Below are 24521 nucleotides of genomic sequence, written 5' to 3' on the forward strand. Positions count from 1 at the left end.
GTGCGTTATTGCTCCGAGGGTGGGGAAATGCGCCGAATTAAGTAGCCGACAGTGCGTTGTAGTTCCGAGGGTAGGGAAAAGCGCCGAACTAAGTGGACGAAACCCGTGAGTTGGAGAGCAGTTAGCCGCTGTGGGTGTACTAAAAGGAGGAAAACCTTGAGTTGATGTGCTATAAGCCGTTGCCAGCGTACTAAATGGTGGAAATACATATGTTGGTGAGCTGCAAGCCGTTGAGAGCGGACTAATTAGTGGAAAAGCGTAGTTTGGTGAGCTACAAGCCGTTGAGAGCGGACTAATTAGTGGAAAAGCGTAGTTTGGTGAGCTACAAGCCGTTGAGAGCGGACTAATTAGTGGAAAAGCGTAGGTTGGTGAGCTGCAAGCCGTTGAGAGCGGACTAAATGGTGGAAACCCTTGAGTTGGTGAGCTGCAAGCCGCTGGTAGCGGACTAATTAGTGGAAAAGCGTAGGCTGGTGGGCTGCAAGCGGCTGAGAGCGGACTAAATGGTGGAAAAGCGTAGTTTGGTGAGCCGCTACCAGCGATCTAATTGGTGGAAATGCGGCAATCATACTAGAGTCGCAACAGAGAAAACCAAAGGGAACGGAAAAGGGTTATTACCCTCTCCGTTCCCTTTGGTTTTATTGCTTTTTGAGCTGGAGTAAGTGTTTATTAATGCCGGTCAGAAGCGTCTTCATCTTGCTATAGTCACCAGAGGTCAAATTTGGAACATTTCGTTTGGCCAATGCGGCTTCTAGTGGAACGATTGTATAATACCGTAGATTATTTTTCTTGAAGATGTGAACCCAGGTGGGCTTTGTGGTGACTTTATCCCAAGTGGTTTCAGAGGTTCCATCTGCATGAACGGTTTTAACTAGATGAACGCCGAAAATGAGCCCGACATCCTTCCAATTTTCCGTTTGGTTAGAGATGAAGTTACCTAGAGAATAGATGACGATTCCTCGTCGTGGCGTCCCGTCGTAGCTCTCAGAAGCCGAAATGTTAATTTCATCATAGGGCTGAACGACATGAGGATGGGAGCCTAATATAATATCAGCCCCGGACTTTACGAGCTCTTCAGCTAGCTTTGTTTGCGTTTCGTTGGGCAGGCGCTGATACTCAACCCCAAAATGCAGTGATACTGTCACGACATCCACATCATCATATCGCAGACGTTCGATATCACTCTTAATTGTGTTCAAATCAATCAAGTTGACCGCAAATGCTTTATCCTGCGGAACGGGAATTCCATTGGTTCCGTAGGTATAAGCTAAGAACCCCATACGGATGCCGTTCCGTTCCTCAATCACTGTTCTATCATGATCTTTCAGCGAGGATGACGTTCCAATCGGAATGAGTCCAGCTTTTCTAACATTGCTCAGCGTACGTTCAACGCCTGGGAATGCACGATCCATCGAATGATTATTTGCCGTCGATACAAGCTGAATACCTGCATCCGCGACAGCTGCTGCTAATTCATTGGGAGCATTAAATCGCGGGAAACCCGAATATTTCAGATCCTTACCAGCAATAGGTGCCTCCAGGTTGCCTATGACCCAATCCCCTTGTTTAAGAATTGGCTTAACCTGTGCAAACCAAGGGGAGAAGTTATAGCTCTTAGTAGAGCTATTGTAATAAGCAGGCAGCTGTGGCATATGAACCATGATGTCGCCGACTGCCAGCAAAGTTGCTTCCCGTCGCACAGGCTCCTGCGGGGGCAAGGTCGCAACAGGAGATGCCGATTCAGACGATGTTGCTATCGGCGTAGATGAAGGGCTAGAGCTTACAATCGGTTCGGCATGACTTGGCGATGGTGACGGTGGAGGAGACGTTGTAGCTGAACCACCCGAACAGGCTGTTAGCAGTATCGCTAACAGCCCTAAGGTCAAGAAAGAGACCAGTTGTTTCATAGATCAGTTTCACACTCCTCGACTAGCCTCAGAACGATAATCAAGCTTCGCTCTCCCATCGTCCGTAAATACCACATGGCAGTGTCATTCCGCTACGAGAGATAGGCAGTCCTATTTCACCGCAATCTAGCTTGCCGCCGAATTTACGGCGTATGGATAGATTCAGCAGGTTGTTTAGTACGGTTGGTGACAGTCCTGTTGTGTACGAGTTAACTAGGACGAATAAAGGCTTGTCTGATAAAATAGCCATACATGACTCAAGGAACGGGAATAAGTTTTCCTCAAGCTTCCACATTTCACCATTCGGTCCACGCCCGTAAGAAGGGGGATCCATAATGATAGCCTCATATTTCCGTCCACGACGTTCCTCGCGTTGCACGAACTTAAAGACGTCATCCGTAATGTAACGAATAGGCGCTGAGCTAAGCCCAGATAATTCGGCGTTTTCCTTAGCCCACTGGACCATGCCTTTAGCAGCGTCTACATGGCATACGTCGGCTCCAGCAGAAGCTGCAGCAACAGTTGCCCCCCCAGTGTATGCGAACAGGTTTAGCACGCGTATAGGACGCCCTGCATCGCGTATCTTGTCCATCATCCAGCTCCAGTTAACTGCTTGCTCAGGAAACAAACCCGTGTGCTTGAAGCTAGTAGGCTTGATGTGAAATTTCAATGGGCCATAGGAAATATTCCATCTATCCGGTAGAGTGCGCTTATAAGTCCATTGACCGCCACCACTGCCGCTGCGATGATAATGACCATCTGCTTGCTTCCACTCGCTATTTTCTGACTTAAGCGGCCAAATAATTTGCGGATCAGGACGTCTAAGGATAATGTCCCCCCAACGTTCAAGCTTCTCACCATTACCCGTATCTAGTAGTTCGTAATCTTGCCAATCGTGTGCAGTTTGCATAATGTTTAATTCGTCCTTTTGTCGTCAAATAGGAAGGGGGATTGTTCATCGCAGTTATTGGTTGAGGAAAACCGGTAGCCAAAGCCACGGACGGTTTGTACCCAGCGCGGGCGAGAAGGATCCATCTCCACTTTCTTTCTTAAATTGCTGATATGTACCATAAGCGTACGGGTATCTCCCATACTATCGGATTGCCAAACCCGACGATACAGCTCTTCTAACGGAAAAACCTTATTAGGCTCCTTTGCTAGGACGGTAAGCAGCTCAAATTCTTTGGCCGAAAGTGCGATAAGCTCGCCATCCATACGGACCTCTAAGCTACGAAAATCGATATCTAGCCCTGGGAAGCTTAATGTAAACACCTGTTCCTCAGCAGTTCTTTCCCGCGTCCTGCGCCTACGAATGTGGGCTTGGATTCTAGCAACAAGCTGGCTGGGGCTGAACGGCTTCGTAATATAATCATCTCCACCTTCAGATAACCCACGGATAATATCTTTATCCTCCGACTTACAGCTCAAGAACAGAATAGGCACATCTGCGCATACTCCTAGACGCAGCGCACGACATACTTCAATACCGTCCATACGACCAAGCGACACGTCCAGCACGATTAAATCTGGGATAATGGCTTCTGCAATCCTCAAAGCATCTCGTCCATTATCAGAAGTATGAACTGCAAACCCTTCTCTTTCAAGAAACAGGGTAATTAAATCGGTAATATCCTTTTCATCGTCTACGACAAGGATAGCAGCTTCCGAGCTCTTCATTACTTTCCCTCCATATTGAAGAGTCTTAATTACATATTATAACTAAAGCGTTGACCACTAATCAATGCACCGTTTACAATGACGGTTCAAGTACTTATTTCTAACTATTGGTTGAAGGTGGAAGAGGAGAGGGGATATTGAAATCTTTTCAAAGGATAAGGTCCTTCTTGCGATGGGGCAAATGGATGGGCATTGCTCTTATTCTCATCACTTTCCTCAATGGATGTACGACCTCAAATCGTGTTAATTCCTCCGTCCCTAGTGCGGAGCAAGGGGTCATTGATTTAAGAGAATGGCTGTGGAACGAGGATGGTATTGTACCGCTTAGCGGGACTTGGGGGTTCGAATGGTACGCTAACACGGACAATCCTGATATGGTTACCAGTGTTATAGCCTCGAATTTAAAAGTACCAGGAACTTGGGGGAAGTTACATATGGAAGACGGGCAGCCTCTCAAGGATCAGGGCTATGGCGTCTACCAACTAAAAATTCTCCATCAAATACAGAGAGACAACATGATGGCCATAAGACTACCGAACATATCGACGGCATACGAATTGTTTATCGATGGTAGCTTGGTCGTAGCACGCGGGAATGTAGGAGAAAAAGCTAGCCAAACGATTCCTTTCCAAATGCCAGCAACTGTATTTTTCGAAACAAAAAGCGCGGAAACGGATCTTAAGCTTGTTGTAGCTAACTATGATCATAGACGCGGTGGCATTCCTACAGCCATTGTGATGGGAAATGCGGATCATATTCAAAAGCTGCAAATCCGTCATGCTGCACAAGAGTTAATTATTTTTGGATGCTTAATCATGATTGGATTTTATCATATCGGACTATATATTCTAAGGCGCAAAGAAATAACGAATTTATTATTTGCCCTACTGTGCCTATTTGTCGGAATTCGAATGGGTTTGATCGGAGAAGGATTTATTGTTCAGTGGTTACATATGTCTAATTGGGGTATGGCTATTCGGTTCGAATATATTGCTTTCGTGTTGAGTGGCTGGACTGGGTTTGGCTATATTCAAAAGATGTATCCGCATGAAATTAAAGGTGTTTGGTTTAAAATATCGAGCTATTGCGCTGCATTGTTAATTTTCATTGTCATAGTAGTCCCGCCAATCACATTTACTTCGATGATCATCATTTATCAACTATTTATTTTGCTGAGCAGTGTTAGGATGCTTGTCGGGCTTGTTCAATCGGCTATCCGTCGACGTGAAGGGGCTAAGCTTGCGCTAATTGGTTTGGCTGGGTTTGTATTGACAATCGTAAACGATATTTTGTTCTATAATGGCTGGTGGCTCTCCATTGACCTCGTTCCTTTCGGATTATTATTTCTGATAGTTATGAATTCTTTCATCATTTCACTCAGGTTTTCTCTTACCTATGAGAAGGCGGAGCAAATGTCAGCGGAATTGACGGAGTGGAATAATTCCCTGGAAGTTCGGATCGCGGAACGGACGGATGAGCTGCAAAAATCCAATATGACATTGGAGGATGCGAAGGTTGATCTGGAAAGGATGGAGCAATCTCGCTCTGAGCTTGTCAGCAATATTTCGCACGACCTGAGGACACCTATAACGTTACTACAAGGCTACTTGGAAGCGCTCAGAGATAATGTCATCACTGAACCGCAGCAGCGTGACAATACGATTAAGCTCATGTTAACGAAGGTAGAGGGACTTAATGCGTTAATTCAGGATCTGTTTGACCTTTCTGTTCTTGAGGCTAGGCAGGTCGTGTTATCTTTGGAGAATATTCCGCTTACAGGTTGGAAAGAAAGATTAGTGGAGCAGTACGGTATGGAAATGCAAGCCAAGGGCATACATTTTGAGTGCAAGCTTGTAAGCGAGTTTTCAATCAGTAATTCCGTAACGATAGACATTCGAAGGATGGATCGGGTGTTTGCCAACCTACTTTATAATGCAATTAGGTATACACCTGAGGGCGGAAGCATTATCATTACCATGGGTGCAATGCCAAATAGGCATTGCGTAGAGGTCACCGTTGCTGATAGTGGTACAGGGATTGAGACTGAAGATCTGTCACAGGTGTTCGATCGCTTCTACAAGAAAGACAAGTCGCGTCACTCTTCCTCAGGTGGAAGCGGTTTAGGCTTGTCGATCGCCAAAGAGATTGTGGAGCTACATAGCGGAGAAATACGAGCGTACAACCAGGAACGGGGGGGCAGCGCTTTTCAAATCATTTTACCGTTGTCAGATTAAAATGATAGTTACTGAGCTAACCGCTGCCATCGACTCTCTGCTCCTGGCTCATGAGATCATGTATAAGGGTAATTGATTTCTTTCTTTGCTCCTGACTCATATGCTGAAACAAGGTGAGTATTTCTCGATTGTCAGGTGTAACGGCAGGTTCAGGCTTGCTCTTAGCGATAATGCCGCCGATAATGTAATCAAGTGACACCTCGAAATAAGCTGCCAGTTTGATTAAGGTTTCATAAACGGGCTGTCGATTGTTAATCTCGTAGTGACTATAGGCCGAACGGGTAATGCCGATATGTCGGGCCACTTCTTCCTGTGAGATTTTACGACGAAGTCGCAGCTCTCGCAGACGCTCTCCCATATTCATATTTAATATCTCCTTGACACCAGATGAAGTATCTATTAGTAATTTATGATACAAAATGTATCGTGTCAATAGGTTGGGAAGCGTTTTATTCAATTGTGGCTAATATATTTATGTTTTGTATACGTTTTGTATCTATTTTTGAGGAGGTGAGTGTAATGAAGGTGAATATACTTAAGGCAACAATCAATGAAAGCGAGGACGAGGGCTTCGTAGGTCACGTCCACTTTGAAGTCGAAAACCATAAGCAATCGTATGAGGTTACGCTGCAAAGCAACAATGGACGAAATAATTGGAGCTATGCTTTGAACTTCTTGAACCAGCCTGGAAGTGAAGAGGAAATTCAAGCAGTAGATGAAAGGCTTGAAGAGGACGACGCTTTTTTCGAGCAATTCGTCGTTGCTGTTTATAAGAAAGAAGAGTAGGGTACATACACTAAATAAAAAGGCAGTTCCACTGCGATCATGTTGATCCTTTGGAGCTGCCTTTTTGTATGGATACATAATATTATGTCTCGCTCGTGTCTTCGTCTTTATCTTTTTCCTTATAATCAATCTCTAGGAAGTTCAGGACCTCAGTTTCCCAACGTTCGCTAACGAAGCTAACATGCAAGGGATGTAAGTTATATGTTTCATAGTCTTCAGCATTAGCGAATTCCATGGAGAAGCCGAAAGCATATTCATTCTTTGGACTAACCTGCCGATAAACCTTGAAATTTTGAACGACGGGTATAGAGGTCAGGATTGCACGTCCATCTTCAATGAAACGATTTTCCTCCTCTGATCCTTGTGGATGCTTGAGGTTAAAAATTACGGAATGTACGATAGAATCCTTAGCCATGGTTTAGTCCTCCTGATGATGATTATTACTATATAAAATAGTTACATCATCAGTATAAGGTAGTTTAGGCTAAAACAGAAATTAAGGTTGACCAGGCAGCTGAACTGTAACTGATTGCACAGTCGCAAACGGTGAAGAATTTGTTGATTTCATGGAGGCAACGTATCTATCAACCATCGGTCCCGTCGCTGCGTTGGCTATATAGGTTGGCATGGCGACAGCTGATACAAGCAAGGTGAACAAGGCAACTTTTTTCAATATCATTGTTGAATTCATCGATAACAGCTCCCATGTGTGTAGTTTGATTTAGTAAAACATTCTTACGCTATCCAAAAGACAGCGAAAGCTGTTTATGCTTACAGGCTTTAGTTTACCGTCTAACTATGGCATCTCATTGGTGGAATAGTGGAAAAACGATGGCAACACCCTATGACAGATGTATCCTTGCTATAATGATGAGGAACTGGGAACGGGGGATTACTATATGAAGGACTATTTAATTGCGATTGTCGATGACGATCAGAATATACGCGAGCTTGTTGAGGCTTTTTTAAATAAAGATCATTATAGAACGATTGGCTTGGGCAGCGCTGAGGAAGCATTAGAGCTATGGAAAAGCTCACCTCCGGATATGTGGGTGCTTGATATCATGCTGCCCGGGATGGACGGATATGAATTGTGCAAAAGAATCCGACAAGATGCTGAGGTGCCAATTATTATGATCTCGGCGCGAGATAACGAGGTCGATAAAATTCTTGGATTAGAGCTTGGAAGCGACGATTATCTGGTCAAGCCGTTTAGCCCTCGAGAGCTTGTAGCCCGGGTCAAGCGTCAGCTTCAACGGTGGTATCGGGTGAATAACACTGATGACAGTAGTCAGGATACCTCGCTTGCTCAGCGGCTTGTGGTTGGTCAGCTTCAATTGATATTAGACGAACGGCGAGTGATCTGGTGCGGTGAGGAAGTCGAGGTGACGCTAAAGGAATATGCGCTGCTTAAGGTACTGGCAGAACACCCTAATCGTGCGTTCACGCGAGACGAGGTATTGACGCTGGTATGGGGCGAGGATTACTTCGGCAGCGACCGTGCGGTTGATCATCTGATTAAGCGAATCCGTAAGAAGATGGATAATCTGCCGATTGAGTCCATATGGGGTCACGGTTACAGGATGCGTACGGAAGGGGTCGAGCAATAAGATGAAAATGGTACATCAAATTAATCTAGCTTTCGGTATACTCATTGTACTCGTTATCGCCGTTACGGCCGCCATGAACCATTACGTGCTGCTTAATCATTTTATCGGCGCTCAGAAGGAAGAAATGCAAACAATGGGTGCCAATATGACAACTGCGCTCCAACAGAAAGAATTTAATGGAATGTTGTCTAAGGAGACATTACCTATTACAACCCTTTCGGCCGTAAGCGTAGCAAATGTCGAAGCGATAATTACGGATAACGAAGGAAAAGTCGTATACGGCACAGCACCAAAACTAACGGAAGCTGGCGTTGCTCTTCCTGGCGTTGCTGTTCCAGTGACAGGCCTAAAACAACAAACTAGTGCACTCAAAATAGCAGAAGGAAAAGATAGCAGATTTATTGTATCAGCAACAGCTATACCTCAAGGGACATTAACTTTATATACTCCAATGAGCAAAATCAAGGATATAGAGCAAGCTCTTCTAGGACGACTACTCATCGTACTTTGTGTTTCGGGTGCTATTGTTTATTTGCTTAGTCTTCTTATTACGAGAAAGCTGATTAAACCTTTGATGAAGCTAAGGGCAGAACTGAAGAAGGTAGAAAGTCGACAGTTTTCTGAGGTGAAGTTAATCAAGGCTGGAGGAGAAATCGGTGCAGTAGCTCAAACGGTTTACGAGCTAGCTGGTGAGCTTGATCGGTATAATGAGGTGCAGAAGCAATTTTTTCAGAATGCATCGCATGAGCTAAAGACACCACTCACCTCTATTGCGGGTTATGCTGAGGGCATTAGGGACGGGATTTTTGAGGGAGAGAGTGCCCTAAAGGGACTTGATATTATACTCAGTGAAAGTGGACGGTTGAAGAACATCGTTATGGAGATGACTTTACTTGCCAAGCTTGATAGCGAGCAGGATATTTTTCAAATGAATGAAGTGAATGTGGAGGAACTGTTAAAAGAAACACATGAGCGGATCAATCCTATGCTCATTAAAAAGGGCTTGTCCTTGCATATTCGTTATGGGGAGAAGAATCTCGGACATTGGACAATTCGCGCAGATAAGGATAAATTGTCACAAGCGTTACTTAACGTGGTGTCGAATGCGACAAGGCATGCCAATCATGAAATAATAATTGAAGTCAGTGTTGTGAAGCAACGAATGAATATTACCGTCGCTGATGATGGAGCGGGTATTCCGCATGATCTGCTTCCCCACTTATTTCATCGTTTCGTGAAGGGGAAAGATGGTGATACGGGATTGGGCCTGGCAATCTCTCGTGCAATTGTGGAGCGCTGTAAGGGACATATTACAGCAAGTAACAAGGAAGGTAGCGGGGCTGTAATCTCGATGGGATTTCCAATGCTTTCTCAAACGAAGGTATAATGATGAGGGAATATTTAAGACTGCCGAGAATTTCTCGACAGTCTCCGTAATAGTGTGCCTCTTTCGAGTCGTTGCTATATTTTTACTGCTTTATTTAAACACTTTTAACCGGCTATCCAGTGGTTGGAAGGTTTTCTCGCCAGCTGGTGCTGTTACTTTGCCGAAAGGCAATTGCGCGATTAATTTCCAAGTGGACGGTACATCCCATTCCTTAGCAACTTGCTCGTCAATTAGAGGGCTATAGTGCTGCAACGAAGCGCCGTAGCCTTCAGCTTCAAGCGCAGTCCATACGACAAATTGCAGCATGCCGGATGAATGCAGTGACCATAGTGGGAAGTTGTCTTTATAGGAAGCAAACTGCTCCTGTAAGCCTTCAATTACTGACTGATCCTCGAAAAATAAAACTGAGCCGTAGCCGCTGCGGAAAGCTGCAATTCTTTGCGCTGTAGCTTCGAAGCTGTCTGCAGGGACAATTTGTTTCAATGTTTCTTCTGTAAGGTTCCACAGCTTGTCATGCTGTTCGTTAAGCAGAACGATGACTCGCGCGCTTTGAGAGTTGAATGCGGAAGGGGTATTTAGAACAGCTTCTCCAACTAATGCCTCGATTTGCTCGTCGGACAGAATTGCCTCTTTGCTAATTGCATAAATACTGCGTCTTTTTTTGACTGCTGTTAAAAATTCGTTACTCACTTTGCCCAGCTCCTGTCCCTTGTGTTTGTAGTACTGAATTAAGTATTCCCAGAGGGAGGGATTGTACAATCCCGTTCCTTGATACCTATTATGCATCACTAACTTACAATTTGTAAGTGGGAACTTAAATGTGCTATAGTATCACAGAGTATACTGATGGGAGATTGGTGCATAATGAGTCAAAACACAAAGAATCCGGACAACTGTAATGTTAATGTGGCGCTCGATATTATTGTCGGAAAATGGAAGTCGATCATCCTATTGCAGCTCATGTTTAGGGGAACTAAACGCTTTGGCGAGCTAAGAAAATTAATACCTGAGATCACACATAGAATGCTCACCTCACAGCTTCGTGAGCTTGAAGAGAACGATTTAATTAAACGAGTTGTCTATCCGGAAATACCGCCTAAAGTGGAATACTCAGTTACCGAATATGGCCAGACACTAATGCCAATACTCAATGAAATGCACAAATGGGGAACGGCACATCAGACGCATATGGCTCAGAAGAATGGGGAATTGAGGAACTCTCTATGAGAGTGAGCAGGAACAAGTAATAATGAATATAGGAGCCCAAAGCTCTTGCTTTATGGAGGATTAAATTTATGCTCGTTAGTAATAAAATAAGTAAATTAGATGTCTTTATTTTAATTTTATTGGTGTGCTTGGTTGCTGTTGGAACTCTTTCTGTTTACGAAGTTACTACTGGAACAAAACTGGATGGGCTACATACAAGTAATATGGTGCTTTTTGGGGCTTTTTGTATTCCTATGCTGCTTGTGGCGTTATTCGATTATCGAATATTGATTGGTAAACTTTCTTATGTTCTTTATGGTATTGGAATATTGATGCTTGTTTTCGTCTACTTCAAAGGAGAAAACATTAACGGGGCAGCCCGCTGGATAAGTGTGGGATCTTTCCAGTTTCAGCCTTCCGAGCTGGCGAAAATTGTTACCATTCTGTTAGTCGCTCATTTGCTAAACAAACGGGCTGGAGAGAAGCTCCGATTGCTTAAGGATATATTGCCCATTTGCGTAGTTTTCATGATACCGTTTATTTTTATACTGAAGCAGCCGGATTTAGGTACAGCTCTAGTCTTTGTTGGAGTGCTGCTTGGCATGATATGGATGGGGAATATTCGCGCTCATTATATGCTGATTGGCGTGGGTACAGTGGCTCTAATAATAGGGACAGTTCTATGGCTGTACTATTCAGATAATGAGCTGTTATTCAAAATCGTAAAGCCTCATCAATTATCTAGAATAGAAACATTTTTAGACCCCGCGAGTGATCCTGATAAGTCATGGCATGTCAAAAATGCAATGAATGCGATTGGTGTAGGCGGATTAGTGGGAGCTGCTGGGTTCTATACTAAGCAAGGTTATATTCCGTATGCTTATTCCGATTCCATCTACGTTGTAATTGGCGAAAAATTTGGTTTCTTGGGCTCATCGGTCCTATTGATGCTGTTTTTTCTCATGATTTATCGAATGATAGTGATCGTTCTGGATAGTAAGGGATTAGCGGGTTCCTACCTTGTTGTAGGGATTGTTAGTATGTTTGTATTTCAGATTTTTGTAAATATTGGTATGCATTTAGGACTGCTACCTTTGACGGGAATCTCTCTACCTTTTATTAGCTATGGGGGCAGCTCACTTCTGACTAGTATGATCGCTATTGGATTAGTATTAAGCGTGAAGATCCATAGAGAAGTTGAGAGTGCTTATTGATGGTAGAGCTGGCTTAAGCCGGGTGTTGGAAAACCGAGGCTCGGAGAGCTGCAAGCCGCTGTGGGCGTACTAAATGGTGGAATACAGGGTGTAGGTGTGCTTTAAGCCGCTGTGGGCGAACTAAATGGTGAAAAACCGGGTTTAGGTGTGCTTTAAGCCGCTGTGGGCGGACTAAATGGTGGAGAACTGAGGCTCGGAGAGCTTTAAGCCGGTGTCAGCGTACTAAATGGTGGGAAACCGGGTTTTGGTGTGCTTTAAGCCGCTGTGGGCGTACTAAATGGTGGGAAACCGGGTGTAGGTGTGCTTTAAGCCGCTGTGGGCGAACTAAATGGTGAAACCGGGTGTAGGTGTGCTTTAAGCCGCTGTGGACGGACTAAATGGTGGAAAACCGGGTTTTGATGCGCTGTAAGCCGCTGTGGACGGACTAAATGGTGGAAAACCGGGTTTTGATGCGCTGTAAGCCGCTGTGGGCGGACTAAATGGTGTGAAACCGGGTTTTGGTGTGCTTTAAGCCGTTGTGGGCGTACTAAATGGTGGAAAACCGAATGTTGATGTGCTTTAAGCCGCTGTGGGCGTACTATATTATTAAGATTTTGAGTAACATCAGTTACCTTAAGCCTAACCCGTCATAGTATCATTGTTACACTGTCTTTCAGGGCAGTGTTTTTGGTTTGAATAGCTTTAGCGCAGGGACTCAGGAAGTGAAAGTTTCAGGTATACACATGCATGGTGGAAGTCTGCAGCATCATCCGTGCCTGATGGAAGTCTACAGCACCAACTATTAATGTGTGGTGGAAATAGAAGTGAAGAGGAAATAGACGTGAAGAGGAAATAGACGTGAAGAGGAAAGACACAGTGTAGTTTAAGACTAAGGGATTATTGATAATGATAACCATTTTCAATTATAATTAGGGAAAATTGTATTGGAAGTACGGGATATCGTTGAAAGTACGGAGTGTCATGGAGAACAATGAATTGGAAGTACGGGATGTGTTAGAAGTAAACAATTTCTTAGAAGAACTTCAAATTAGAAGTACGGACGTCAACGATTGCCGAGGGGTTGAACGGAAATAATGCAGTTAAATGAACAAATTGTACTCTGGAATCAAGCGTCTATTAAACTGATGGACATTCGCTTTATAACGATGAAGCTGCACGAGGAGCTTCGATCCTATCGGTTGCCAGCGAATGGCTTTTTATTTGCCATGCACGGTCATGCTCAAATAAAGCTGGATGGCATTACGCATGAAGCCAATCGATTTCATATTTTGCACGCGAGCAAGGGCTGCTGTTTAGATATTTGTCCGATTGAAGATGAGTTTGGATATTATATCATTTATTATAAAGCGATGATTTTGCTACCTGTTCGTCAGGAGATCTTGTCGATGATGGAACGTAGCAGTCCTTTTCAAATTCAGTATGGCTTTGCCCCCAATAACCCGGCTGCTATCTTACAAAAGGTTCAGCTTATGCACAAGAAATGGGAGGAGCAAGGAGTACTGGAGAGATTTCATGTAAAAGCGCTATTCTATCAATTTGTCCATGAGCTGATGTTGCAAATTCAGAGCCTTGGCATTCCAACATTAAAGGCTGATCTGGCGGCTCAGGCTAAGAACTATCTACATGAGCATTATGCCGAACCGATTACTTTGGATATACTAGCAGAGAGACTGGACAGCAGTCCCCGGCATCTATCAAGACTCTTCAAGCGTGAAACGGGGAGCAGTCCCATAGATTATATGATCCAGATTCGAATGGACAAAGCCAAGGAACTGCTGCTGACAACGGAGGCTACTTTGCAAGAAATTGCTGTAGGCATAGGTTATCCAGATAGCTATTATTTCGCTAAAATGTTCAAAAGATATGTAGGGTCTGCACCGATTCGTTATCGAATGGAAAACAAAAAACAACGTACAGGTCCTAATTTACCATCAGCTTCGGCTCGATATGGTATTGTGCAGGATAGTAGCAGGCTTTATATTGATTATGATAATCATTATCAATATAAAGGAGAGAAAAAACTAGCTATGTATCAAAGCAACAAAACACCCCTGGCTGTTACCCTATTACTCTGTCTTACACTATTGCTCAGTGCCTGCTCCACTGGAGCGACAAACAGCAATTCAACAAACGGAGGTACACAGTCCCCTTCCAATCAGGCTTCGGCTACTGCCAGCAATGAATCAAGCATAAATCAGACAGCGGAGGCTGAGCCGCAGAAGCGGACAGTGTCTACCGTTAAAGGCGATATTGAAGTGCCTGCTAATCCTAAGAGGGTCGTTGTTCTGTATTTGTTAGGAGATGTGCTCGCACTTGGCGTGAAGCCTGTTGGCGTCTCTGCCGTTGAAGATGAAGCGGCATTCAAGAACGAATTGACTGAAGCCCAAAACTTGGGCACATGGTTCGAGCCGAGCCGTGAGGCGGTGTTGGCGCTTGATCCAGACGTCATTATTGTACCTTCAGAAGAAACCTATCAAATGCTCCATCAAATTGCGCCTACGGTCTATATTCCTTATGAGAAACTGAGTATAGAGGAAAGGTTGAAGAAGATTGGAGAAGTTCTGGGTAAGGAAGGCGAGTCTCAGACCTTGTTAGATAACTTCAATGCGAAGGTGGAAATAAATAAGAAGAAGCTGCAGGAAGCCGGTATATTAGATAAGACTGTATCCATTATGGAGGGTGGCGATAAGGATATGACAGTCGTCACCACCAAGCGATATGGTCGTGGCTCTCAAGTCATCTATGAATACCTGGGAATGAAAGGTCCGAAGACTATTGAGCAGGAAATTGAAAACTCCAAGGACGAAGCGACTGGTAAGAGCGTTTCCTTCGAGGTGTTGGCTGATTACTCTGGTGATTATATATTCCGCTCTGCCTATGAAGGTATGACAGATTTGTCTGATAACGTTATCTGGAACAAAATTCCGGCTGTAAAGGAAGGTCGGCTAATTGAAATTAGCTTTGGCTTGTCCTACTACAATGACATTTATTCCTTGGACAAGCAGCTCGACTTTATTACAGACAGCTTGCTCGCAACGGTAAAATAATAGTACTCAAAAGATAAAGGCATCTGTCTAACTGGACAGATGCCTTTATCTTTTTGGGCTACGAAAGGGATCCAGGTCATAAATTGTTAGAATGAGGTTACAGGTATCTTCTATAGCCTCTCAACTGAGAGGAGGACATCATATGGATACTCGATCTAACAATCAAGCAGCGAATGCGAATATACCACAGCCAATAAGAAGTGATGGTGCCGGAGCGACTGACTTAGGACCACGAGACATTATGCGAGATATTGAAAACCCAAATATGCTAGTTCCACCGATTACAGATGCTGGCTTAATCCCGAACCTTAAATTTTCTTTTTCAGATACTCATATGCAATTAAATCAGGGAGGGTGGTCCCGGGAAGTCACTGTAAGGGAGTTGCCGATTGCTACTACGCTTGCAGGCGTTAATATGCGGCTAACACCCGGTGGAGTTCGAGAGCTGCACTGGCATCAACAAGCAGAATGGGCATATATGCTGTTAGGGCGGGCACGGATAACCTCTCTTGACCAGGATGGGCGAAATTCCATTGCTGATGTCGGGCCAGGTGATCTCTGGTACTTCCCGGCAGGGCTTCCACATTCCATTCAAGGACTCGAAGAGGGCTGCGAATTTTTGCTTGTTTTCGATGATGGTAAATTTTCCGATTTGAATACCTTGTCTATCTCAGATTGGTTTGCACATACACCCAAAGATGTGCTAGCAGCCAATTTTGGCGTACCTCAGAGTGCCTTTAATAACATCCCGAAGGAACAGGTTTATATTTTTCAAGATAAAATTCCCGGTTCTTTAGAAAGTCAGAGGGTTCAATCCCCTTACGGTACAATTCCCCAAAGCTTTAAGCATCAGCTGCTAGCACAAACCCCAATTAAAACACCCGGTGGAAGCGTGCGAATTGTTGATTCTTCTAATTTTCCGATTTCCAAAACGATTGCTGCTGCGTTGGTTGAGATTGAGCCTGGTGCGATGAGGGAGCTTCATTGGCACCCTAATAATGATGAGTGGCAATATTATCTGACTGGACAGGGGCGTATGACGGTATTTGCAGGAAATAACACTGCCCGTACGTTTGATTACAGAGCGGGGGATGTTGGCTACGTACCCTTTGCGTATGGACACTATATTCAGAATACGGGCAACGAAACATTATGGTTTCTAGAGATGTTCAAAAGTGACCGATTTGCCGATGTTTCCTTAAATCAATGGATGGCGCTTACTCCTCGTGACTTAATTCGAGATAATTTGCATGTTGGGCCGGAGCTACTGGATGCATTGCGTAAAGAGAAGTGGCCGGTTGTTAAATATCCTTCTCCGTAGGCATAATATGCGAATTTTGTGGAATGTTAATGGTACTCGTATTAACTCAAAGGCGTGAAATAATGAAAGAAGCAATTATAGCTTTAATAACAAAAGCGAATAGCAGGAAGCTCCTTTATCATTTTACAAGGGTAAGGAACTTACCTGCTATTGCTCATTTCAATGCTTTAATGTCCAGCTATAGTCTAAACCCCTACTTTGCAGGTGAGCGCCGAGTAGAGGCTAGGAAAGTAAAGCTTCACGATTATTCGATTACGTTAAATGCGCATCTAAAGATTGTTGATAGTATGATAGATGCTTCATCTACACAAGAGCAATTTCGGGCTTATCTTGATCGGCATGTATTTTTGTGGCCGACGTTGAAGTATTGTCAGAAAATGTGGGCCACGTACATGCGAAGAGAGCCAGATGAAAGGTTTGCTATACTAGTATTCGATGCCTTCTCCTTGTTATCTGAAAATTATTCAGCCGTAAAGCTATCCAAATATGATTCGGGGAGCAACCCAAGATTTCCAGCACACTGTACATACAAGAAGGGACCGAATATGTTCTTACCATTACATAGCTTTCAGATTATCACGAACCACACAGTGCCAGTCAAAGCATCAGAAATAAAAGAAATACTCATAGAGGATCAGGTCAGCAACTTATCAAAGCATTTGCGGTCTATATACGTCGATCATATTGAGGATATCCCTGAGTGCTGGAGAAATCTTGCCAAGCCTTTTATTGATCGAGCTCCTCAAGGAACTTACTCCCAACGGAATAATTGTTTTGATTATTAATAATATCATCCAGCCATGTCAGCAGCTTAACGCCATCTTGCTCAGCTTTGTAGAAGGTTTTTTGAGATGAGAATGTATGCGAGGTAGTTCCTTTGTTATTGCGATCATAATCAGTCAAATAGTAATAATAATTAGGCAAGGTGGAAGCGAGCTCTTTAACGGATTGTCTCATTTGGCGAGACCAATCGGATATATTTTTCTCGTCGAGAGGCCCCGTGTAGTCATTAATCTTGTTCTGAAAATGAATCAATATCTCGTCATACAAAGAGTAGGATTGCAACAAAACAATATTAGCGGGTAAAAGGCGACGATTTCCCTTGAACGCAGATCCGATCAAATCACTCTCCGCGGCAAAACCAAATGTTTTCTCGAAATCAGCATGCCATTCCTTATCCACGACTTCCGGCCACTTGTCAGATTTTAAGAAGGAGCTGTCTGAATATTGATAGATTTCGGATTCCTTATAATGATTGGATATTTCGCCTGCCCAGAAGGCCGACCCGAATCCACCCGCACTTTCACCAGCTATCAGTAGCTTCTCAGGTTTGTCTACGTTGGCATAAATCCATTCAAGACTGCTTTGAACATTGTTCTGACCATTATAGTGCATAGTAAAGCTGCTGCCGTCGTCCTTCTTGTATTCAGCATCATGCTTGCCTACGTGGAAATCGCCCGTTGAATAGGGGATGTATACAATATTCCATTCCCTGAAGGGATTATTAGGGTTTTTGTTATCGAACATGCCTCCAAGCAACGAAAGCAAATAGAAAGGGATATTCGGGAAATAGTTACCCGAGTCCTTGCCGGATAATAAATTCTTTAGCTTGATAGGGTGAGCGGCGCTATTCTGATCCCAGCTCACACCTCCACCAGAAAAAAAGATAATCCAATTACGATTTTCCCCCTTCTTGGTCAACAGGTGATACCCCGATCCATTGCTGGACTGAACCTTCTCCCCAAGCTCCACTCTATTCCACTCGTATGGCTTAGTATCCACTATTTCAGGTATTGCTGTAGGTCTCTTAATGACAAAAGCATAGATGGCAAAAGAACCAATGATAATGACGCTCAACAAACCTATTATTGAAATCTTTAGTGCTTTGCTTATTTTTCTCATGATTATCTCTCCTCCACTAAATTATACACATAGCACAATCGTTGCACAAAGTGTGTAATTAGTAGATACTAGTTTGTATATGAATGTTCCCGAAAAGAAAACGTGCTAAGAGAGGCCTATTATGAAAAACTATCAATTAGTAAATGACTATAAGCTTAATGAAACCTATAAGGAAAGCTTTAATGAGCTGGCTAAAACAGTTTTCGAGATTGATTTTAAACAGTGGTACGAAAAAGGGTGCTGGAACGACAATTATATTTGTTATTCCTACGTGGATGGAGATAAAGTGATTGCGAATGCCTCAATAAATAAAATGATTATTATATCTAATGGAAAAGAATATAAAGCCATACAGGTCGGCACAGTGATGACACACCCCGATTATCGTAATCAAGGGTTGTCGGGTAAACTAATGAATCACATTATTGATAAATACGAGAGAGAATACGACTTTATCTACTTATTTGCTAATGAGACGGTGTTGGATTTTTACGTTAAATTTGGCTTTGAAAAGGTTCAGGAAAGTAGGTTCTCACTGCATATTTCAGAGCTAGAAGAGAAGCCTGAAATAGCCCACCTATGGCGAAGGCTAGACATTAATGATTCAAGCGATTATGAGAGAATTGAATCATTGGCTAGAGAAAGATTACCCGTATCTTCGATTCTAGGGGTGAAAAACAACGAGCATCTTCTGATGTTTTACTTTATCCTCGTATTTAACGAATCCATTTATTATATCGAAGAGATTGATGTCATCGTTATCTATAAACAAGAAGATAATCATCTTCACATTTTTGATATTATCAGCAGCAAAAAAGCTGAAATAGATACAATCCTGCATAGCATTGTTAGTGCGAAGACGGAGATCATTCATTTTTATTTTACACCGGATTATGAGGGTAAGAGCATCCAAACAGAGCAAATAACTGAGAGTGATGATAACTTGTTCGTTCGTCCGTTGTTACAGGGAGCGCCAACACATTTTGTGTTTCCCATAACCTCACATTCGTAAAATGGAGACGGACTAGTGGATTGTTTGCTCATTTAGTTGATCATTTTTAATAGGCAATGCCGACCCGTGATTTAATATATTCGCTACTCGTTATCTGGTTGAAAGCAAACTCAGCGGTATCCGAAACAGATATTACTGATCCATTGTCAGGAAGAAAATGACGTTCTACGCGATACTTTCCAAGGCGAGGGCCATCGGGCAAATAGGTTGGGCAGATGATGGTCCATGCTAGCTCTGATTTATTGAGGATATCGTATGCTTTATGATGGTCCTCCGCTGCAAGGGTGGACTTGCGCTTGGACTCGCTGGATTGATAACGAAGTATATCGGGATTCACTTTACTTTGCAGAATTCCAGCAGTACCAACAGTAATAATTCGTTTTAGACCTTCGTTATTCATCGCTTCAACAATAAGCTGCATCGATTCAGATATCGTTGCTGCCCCATCCGAATTTAAGGCGCTTATGACAGCATCCTTCCCAACCATTACATCCTCAATATCTGCTTTATTTAAAACATTCCCTTGTACAATCGTTAAGTTGGCGCCCGAATGCTGTATTTTTTCAGTGCTGCGTACTAATACAGTAACATGATGCTTTGCCTGAAGAGCAAGCTCAACAATCTGACTTCCGACTCGACCCGTTGCGCCTAAAACTAATATATTCAATTGTAATGCTCCTTTGTATGATTCAATATCAATGTCCATTCCTCATATTATAGTATAATATACAGGAGAAACGGAGCTAGTGTGGTGGATATAAGGCTACTGAGGTGACCATTAATGACAATGGAACAATTACAAGCGCTGGAACGTAAAGAAACGAAGCTGGTTGGTTACACTGCAAAGGTATCGTTAAATCAAGATTTAGAAAATAGTATTGTTCTAGGATTACGAGAAGAGCTCGTTGGCAAGCGGCAGGATATTGCAAATCGGTTAGATGATAACGGGATTTACTTAGTCCAGGTTTACTCAGAGGAAGAATGGACGCCGGATGTTCCGTTTGTAAGTATTGTTGCGGTGGAGGTTAGTGATTTTGTCCATATTCCTGAGGGATTCGTTCGGCATACGTTACCTGCTGGCAAATATGTTAAGGTAACTCATCAGGGGCCTGAATCCCAAATTGGAGAAACCTACGATTCAATCCGTGAACAAGATATCGGCAGCTCTCGGGCTTTTGACTTCGAGTACTGGACAAATATTGATTTGCTTGAGCACGAGGGGAGCACAATTGATATTTATTTGCCTCTAGAAACTTAGTAGATGCCAATAATTATGAGGAGGTAGAACATGTTAGCTGATCTACAACAAATAGACAACGGATATATTGCTCACTTCCAGCGGCATTTGAAGCACTCTGTAGAGGAAGTATGGTCTTCATTGACGGACAATGATAGGCTGGCGAAATGGTTCTCCGAATTACGGGTCGATGATCTTCGAGAAGGAGGGGTAATTTACAGACCATACCCCTAAAGATTTAGCAGGCTGGCATGTATGCTTGGATGTCATTAAAGCATTGTTGGATGGGAAGGCAATAGAATCGCGCGAAAGTGAATGGAAAGCATGGTACGAGAAATATGGACAGCTTACTAAGAGCTTCGACAGGTAGATCGTATTAAATGATCATAATATAGCGAAAAAGTCCTCGACCTTAACAATGTCGGGGACTTTTTCTGAGTTCGGATTAATGGGTATTCGGAATTACAAACGACACTTTTGTTCCTACATTGGGCTGACTGACAATAGACAAGCCTTGACCATATAACTGGATCAAGCGCCGGTTTGTATTGGAGAGCCCGATGCCTCCTTTTCCCTTCATCATATCATTCAAGTGCTGAATGACCTGTTCCTGCTCCATGCCTTTGCCATCATCTTCTACCTCAATCAGCGTATAGCTTTGTCGGCGAGCTATCCTGATATGGATAGTCCCACCTTTATTCTGACTAAGGAGACCATGCTTGACGGCATTTTCAACTAGCGGCTGTATAGAGAGTGGAGGGACTAGAAGGTTAATGTCAGGCTCAACCTCCCACACAACAGTCAATCTGTCTTCAAACCGCTCTTTTTCAATTTGTAAAAAGGCATCAACTAGCTCCAACTCATGGGAAAGCTCGACCAATTCTCTCGTATTTAGAAAATCAAAGCTAATTCGTAGGAAGGATGCAAAAGCATCGCCCAGCTTACGCATTTTTACCGTGTCAATATCGCTCAGCACCATAATTGAATTAAGAGTGTTGAATAGAAAATGAGGGTGGATTTGCGCCTGTAGATAGGCTGCTTCTAAGCGTAAACGATCGTTTATGGATTGCTTCAGCGCGGTCAACGCTCTGATCCTATATTTGAGTTCAAGAGCATCTACAGGCTTGGTAACATAATCATTGGCACCCGACAAAAATCCAGTATAGATATCGGCCGGCTGACTGCGTGCAGTTAGCAACAAAACAGGAAGCTCGGAAACGGAGTATTGCTCCCTTATTCTCTGCGTTAATTCGTAGCCGGACATATGTGGCATCATAACATCAGCAATTAGCAGATCCCAATGCCCGGTGTCTACCAATTCTAGCACTTCGTGAGCGGAATGAACCGTTGTAATCGTGTAAGGTTCCGTCGAGAGAATTCCAACTAGTACACCCAGATTGACGGGGTCGTCATCTACGACCAGAATATTCATTTTTCTGTCAACCAGAAGGGGCGGAATTAGTACGGTTGCTGCTATTTCTCCTATGTTATCCAATAAAGCTAACCCGTTGTTCGGATTTTCAGTTTCTTCGATTGTCGGGTGAAGCTTTGACGGGTTTTGCAGGGACTGGAGATCCGACGAATTCGCCAAAGGTAGGTCAAAGCTGAATGTTGACCCTTTTCCCGGTTCGGATTGCATCGTTAATGTGCCCCTGTGCAATTCTATCAGCTGCTTACAAATACTTAAGCCAAGACCGATTCCTCTACCATCGCTAATCCCATAAGACCCTTGTTCATAGGGAAGAAAAGCTCTGGCCTGGGTTTCCTTATTCATGCCAACCCCAGTATCGGAAACATGTATGAATGCTTTTCCAAATCTTGTCTCGGCGGTGATGGAGATAGTTCCCTCTTCCGTATATTTGAGCGCGTTATGCAATAAATTATACAAAACCTGCACGATTCTTTTCTCATCGGCCATTACCATAGGCATGGATTCCGATATATTCATTTTTAACTGAATAGGTTTACCTTCTATCATGAATTTAAGCATACCCACTACTCCGGGTACGATCGATTGAATTTTTAAGGGCTCTTGCTGCAGCTGGATGCGATGCTCTTGGAGCCTTGCGACATCAAGTAGATCACCAAGCATATGCGACATTCGGCGACTAATGGATATAAGAAGCTCCATATCCTTGACGCTTGCCTCAGTCATCTTTTCCTGTTCTTTGGTTACGACAGTTTGAGCGATATTCATAATGCCGTGCAGCGGAGTTCGCAGCTCGTGCGAAGTATTGGCCAGAAATTGGTCCTTCAGCTTATCCGCTTGCTTCAACTGCTCGTTTAGTTTGGCGTTTTCTTTAGAATTTCGGAAGTATTTTTTAAACCAGTAGGTAGAAAAGCCAACAATGGCTACAATGATATCAATTGGATAGTAAACGGTAGTAACGTCTTTACTAGATTCAAATAAGCTCCATATCAAGTTGGATATTATTGCTGCTGCAGTTAGTAGTAAAAATACGACATCTTTGTCGGACTGCTTCTTGAAAATCATTGTTCCAACGATGTAAATAAACCAAGTAAATGGAATTAAGTAAAAGAAAATAAATAGCCTTAAGTCAATCATTCCATTTACCCATGAAGCGGGTACAACAGCAATAAATAATGAGATTGCAATGAGAAACACTCTGTATGCTTTCACCCAAACGTTTCTTCGGTTAGCCATAGCGAATCTTCTAAAGACGATAAGTATAAAATAGTTTTGCCAAAGGAGGGAGAGAAGTCTAATCTTTAAAGCCCATGTGTAATTGATCGATAGCCATAGCATGAGCACATTATCATGGCCACTAATAACGGCTATTCCAACGGAAAGTGTTAAGAGATTTGTAATGAACAAAGCGTGTTGTTCACGATTGAATATATAAAATATACAAGCATACAAACCGTGTAGTAGCAAAATGACAAACGTAATGAGTTGAAATCCAATAGAGTACCAACGCACATAGTCAATCGAGGCCTGGGATCCGAAGTGAATGAAGCGCGTGATTCCTGCGTTATAAGGTTTATCATAGTTGGCTACACGAATAAGTAGTTCTATTTCTGTTGTCCCTTCTACAGCATAGGAGGCTGTGTAAGAGATATTTTTGGGTGTATAGTCGTTAGCGTTCGTAGCAGGTTTCCCGAAACTGGCCAAAACACTGCCGTTCACCTCTACCTCTGATGATGCTTGAACCCCTTGGACCCAGAATGAGACAGGTTTATCCAATGGATCAACTAGAATGCGCAACCGATAAGTCCCATATCCATATGAGGAACCAGTATCCTCATTCAGTACACTTCCCCAGTCTCCTGGAACATTAATATTACGGAAGTGTTCTTCAACTGAGTCTAGGTCTTGATATGTTACAAATTTTTTAGGGTAGAATTGCCATTCGCCAGTTAAGGGAATTGGATGTGTGTAGTCTAATATCTGCCCTCGCATGTCGAGCACACCAGCCACAGCATCAGGATGCTTTGCAGTAGCAAAAATCTCAGACCAACCCCATCGAAGGCCTTGGAGCACGCTTAGAAGTAACAGAATTACGACTAAATTTTTTATAGCAGTTTTATTATTGAAATGTGTTAGTAGATTTTTGAATTTATACATAAGTTGGCACTATTCCTTTTTTTGTTGTTCATTTGGATCGCACATGTATTTATTCGCTCTATACAATATCGGAAAAATAGGACTTAGGTTGTAGATATAGGATTAGAAAAGTGGAGGGGGTTAAGGGGGATGTCTACGACAGCTGAAATGAAGAGGGGATGAAGAGTGGTTACTTGCATTATTTATGAGGGGTTGCTATAATCTGTAATAATTAATTGGTGGAAGGGATTTGGGACCATGAATAACATTGTTTTGAATCAACTTCATCATCATCACAAAAAGCGTTAGCACACCTGTATAAATCCAGGGTGGGCTAGCGCTTCTAGCGTTAGCCTCCCTGCGGCATATGGAGCGCGCAGGACCATGAGGTCTTGCGCGTTTTTTTGTACGTCAAAATG

Annotated in this window: 21 protein-coding genes and 1 pseudogene; 12 read left to right on the forward strand and 10 right to left on the reverse strand. The window is 43.2% G+C overall.

Annotation, left to right across the window (positions count from 1 at the left end; all coding sequences use genetic code 11):
* Positions 1-635: 635 nt before the first annotated feature.
* From KCTCHS21_RS13175 to KCTCHS21_RS13185, 3 genes are read right to left on the reverse strand one after another with little or no spacing between them, the layout of a single operon-like run.
* A complete protein-coding gene (locus KCTCHS21_RS13175; RefSeq protein WP_130608717.1) occupies positions 636-1904 on the reverse strand; it encodes a CapA family protein in 1269 nt (422 codons plus the stop codon).
* Between the two features lie 40 nt (positions 1905-1944).
* The gene (locus KCTCHS21_RS13180) at positions 1945-2814 is read right to left on the reverse strand and encodes a class I SAM-dependent methyltransferase (RefSeq protein ID WP_130608721.1); all 870 of its coding nucleotides are present in this window, start codon (positions 2812-2814) and stop codon (positions 1945-1947) included.
* 5 nt (positions 2815-2819) lie between these two features.
* Positions 2820-3581, reverse strand: a complete 762-nt coding sequence (locus KCTCHS21_RS13185) for a response regulator transcription factor (protein WP_130608724.1) — start codon at positions 3579-3581, stop codon at positions 2820-2822.
* 137 nt (positions 3582-3718) lie between these two features.
* On the opposite strand from KCTCHS21_RS13185, the gene KCTCHS21_RS13190 reads away from it, so the two are divergent.
* The gene (locus tag KCTCHS21_RS13190) at positions 3719-5815 is read left to right on the forward strand and encodes a sensor histidine kinase (protein ID WP_130608727.1); all 2097 of its coding nucleotides are present in this window, start codon (positions 3719-3721) and stop codon (positions 5813-5815) included.
* 16 nt (positions 5816-5831) lie between these two features.
* On the opposite strand, the gene KCTCHS21_RS13195 is transcribed toward KCTCHS21_RS13190, so the two are convergent.
* The gene (locus KCTCHS21_RS13195; RefSeq protein WP_130608730.1) at positions 5832-6179 is read right to left on the reverse strand and encodes a helix-turn-helix domain-containing protein; all 348 of its coding nucleotides are present in this window, start codon (positions 6177-6179) and stop codon (positions 5832-5834) included.
* A gap of 155 nt (positions 6180-6334) precedes the next feature.
* Here KCTCHS21_RS13195 and KCTCHS21_RS13200 point away from each other — a divergent pair, with 155 nt between their 5' ends.
* Positions 6335-6601: a hypothetical protein gene (locus KCTCHS21_RS13200; RefSeq protein WP_130608733.1), complete on the forward strand. Its 267-nt coding sequence runs from the start codon at positions 6335-6337 to the stop codon at positions 6599-6601.
* Positions 6602-6683: 82 nt separating this feature from the next.
* Here KCTCHS21_RS13200 and KCTCHS21_RS13205 read toward each other — a convergent pair whose 3' ends face one another.
* Both KCTCHS21_RS13205 and KCTCHS21_RS13210 read right to left on the reverse strand, forming a co-directional pair.
* A complete protein-coding gene (locus KCTCHS21_RS13205; protein ID WP_130608736.1) occupies positions 6684-7016 on the reverse strand; it encodes a Dabb family protein in 333 nt (110 codons plus the stop codon).
* An 81-nt stretch (positions 7017-7097) separates the two neighbouring features.
* Positions 7098-7292: a hypothetical protein gene (locus KCTCHS21_RS13210; protein ID WP_130608739.1), complete on the reverse strand. Its 195-nt coding sequence runs from the start codon at positions 7290-7292 to the stop codon at positions 7098-7100.
* A gap of 208 nt (positions 7293-7500) precedes the next feature.
* Between KCTCHS21_RS13210 and KCTCHS21_RS13215 the strand changes: the two genes are divergently transcribed.
* The gene (locus KCTCHS21_RS13215) at positions 7501-8211 is read left to right on the forward strand and encodes a response regulator transcription factor (protein WP_130608742.1); all 711 of its coding nucleotides are present in this window, start codon (positions 7501-7503) and stop codon (positions 8209-8211) included.
* 1 nt (position 8212) lies between these two features.
* Complete coding sequence (locus KCTCHS21_RS13220) at positions 8213-9598, forward strand: sensor histidine kinase (RefSeq protein WP_130608745.1); 1386 nt, start codon at positions 8213-8215, stop codon at positions 9596-9598.
* A gap of 90 nt (positions 9599-9688) precedes the next feature.
* On the opposite strand, the gene KCTCHS21_RS13225 is transcribed toward KCTCHS21_RS13220, so the two are convergent.
* On the reverse strand, positions 9689-10288 hold the full coding sequence (locus KCTCHS21_RS13225) for a nitroreductase family protein (RefSeq protein ID WP_179952675.1): 600 nt from the start codon (positions 10286-10288) through the stop codon (positions 9689-9691).
* 174 nt (positions 10289-10462) lie between these two features.
* Between KCTCHS21_RS13225 and KCTCHS21_RS13230 the strand changes: the two genes are divergently transcribed.
* The 5 genes from KCTCHS21_RS13230 (at position 10463) to KCTCHS21_RS13250 (ending at position 17171) form a co-directional block, all read left to right on the forward strand.
* A complete protein-coding gene (locus tag KCTCHS21_RS13230) occupies positions 10463-10825 on the forward strand; it encodes a winged helix-turn-helix transcriptional regulator (RefSeq protein ID WP_130608752.1) in 363 nt (120 codons plus the stop codon).
* Between the two features lie 68 nt (positions 10826-10893).
* The gene (locus KCTCHS21_RS13235) at positions 10894-12018 is read left to right on the forward strand and encodes an FtsW/RodA/SpoVE family cell cycle protein (RefSeq protein WP_130608755.1); all 1125 of its coding nucleotides are present in this window, start codon (positions 10894-10896) and stop codon (positions 12016-12018) included.
* Between the two features lie 1073 nt (positions 12019-13091).
* On the forward strand, positions 13092-15065 hold the full coding sequence (locus tag KCTCHS21_RS13240) for an AraC family transcriptional regulator (protein WP_130608758.1): 1974 nt from the start codon (positions 13092-13094) through the stop codon (positions 15063-15065).
* A gap of 142 nt (positions 15066-15207) precedes the next feature.
* Positions 15208-16386, forward strand: a complete 1179-nt coding sequence (locus KCTCHS21_RS13245) for an oxalate decarboxylase family bicupin (protein ID WP_130608761.1) — start codon at positions 15208-15210, stop codon at positions 16384-16386.
* A gap of 62 nt (positions 16387-16448) precedes the next feature.
* Positions 16449-17171, forward strand: coding sequence for a DUF7002 family protein (locus KCTCHS21_RS13250; RefSeq protein WP_130608764.1), 723 nt, complete (start codon positions 16449-16451; stop codon positions 17169-17171).
* On the opposite strand, the gene KCTCHS21_RS13255 is transcribed toward KCTCHS21_RS13250, so the two are convergent.
* Positions 17113-18288, reverse strand: coding sequence for a pectin acetylesterase-family hydrolase (locus KCTCHS21_RS13255; RefSeq protein WP_130608767.1), 1176 nt, complete (start codon positions 18286-18288; stop codon positions 17113-17115). The two genes, KCTCHS21_RS13250 and KCTCHS21_RS13255, sit on opposite strands and share 59 nt — an antisense overlap.
* 121 nt (positions 18289-18409) lie before the next feature.
* Between KCTCHS21_RS13255 and KCTCHS21_RS13260 the strand changes: the two genes are divergently transcribed.
* The gene (locus KCTCHS21_RS13260; protein WP_130608769.1) at positions 18410-19300 is read left to right on the forward strand and encodes a GNAT family N-acetyltransferase; all 891 of its coding nucleotides are present in this window, start codon (positions 18410-18412) and stop codon (positions 19298-19300) included.
* Positions 19301-19346: 46 nt separating this feature from the next.
* Here the strand turns inward: KCTCHS21_RS13260 and KCTCHS21_RS13265 are convergent, their stop codons facing one another.
* Positions 19347-19967, reverse strand: coding sequence for an NAD(P)-dependent oxidoreductase (locus KCTCHS21_RS13265; RefSeq protein WP_130608772.1), 621 nt, complete (start codon positions 19965-19967; stop codon positions 19347-19349).
* A 120-nt stretch (positions 19968-20087) separates the two neighbouring features.
* On the opposite strand from KCTCHS21_RS13265, the gene KCTCHS21_RS13270 reads away from it, so the two are divergent.
* A complete protein-coding gene (locus tag KCTCHS21_RS13270) occupies positions 20088-20558 on the forward strand; it encodes a GyrI-like domain-containing protein (RefSeq protein WP_162309324.1) in 471 nt (156 codons plus the stop codon).
* A gap of 30 nt (positions 20559-20588) precedes the next feature.
* Positions 20589-20907, forward strand: a pseudogene (locus KCTCHS21_RS13275) (SRPBCC domain-containing protein).
* Positions 20908-20982: 75 nt separating this feature from the next.
* On the opposite strand, the gene KCTCHS21_RS13280 reads toward KCTCHS21_RS13275, so the two are convergent.
* Positions 20983-24123 carry an ATP-binding protein gene (locus KCTCHS21_RS13280; protein ID WP_130608777.1) on the reverse strand — a complete coding sequence of 1047 codons (3141 nt, stop codon included), beginning with the start codon at positions 24121-24123 and terminating at the stop codon, positions 20983-20985.
* Positions 24124-24521: the final 398 nt, after the last annotated feature.

Origin of the sequence: Cohnella abietis, from assembly GCF_004295585.1 — a bacterium.
Classification (GTDB): Bacteria; Bacillota; Bacilli; order Paenibacillales; family Paenibacillaceae; genus Cohnella; species Cohnella abietis.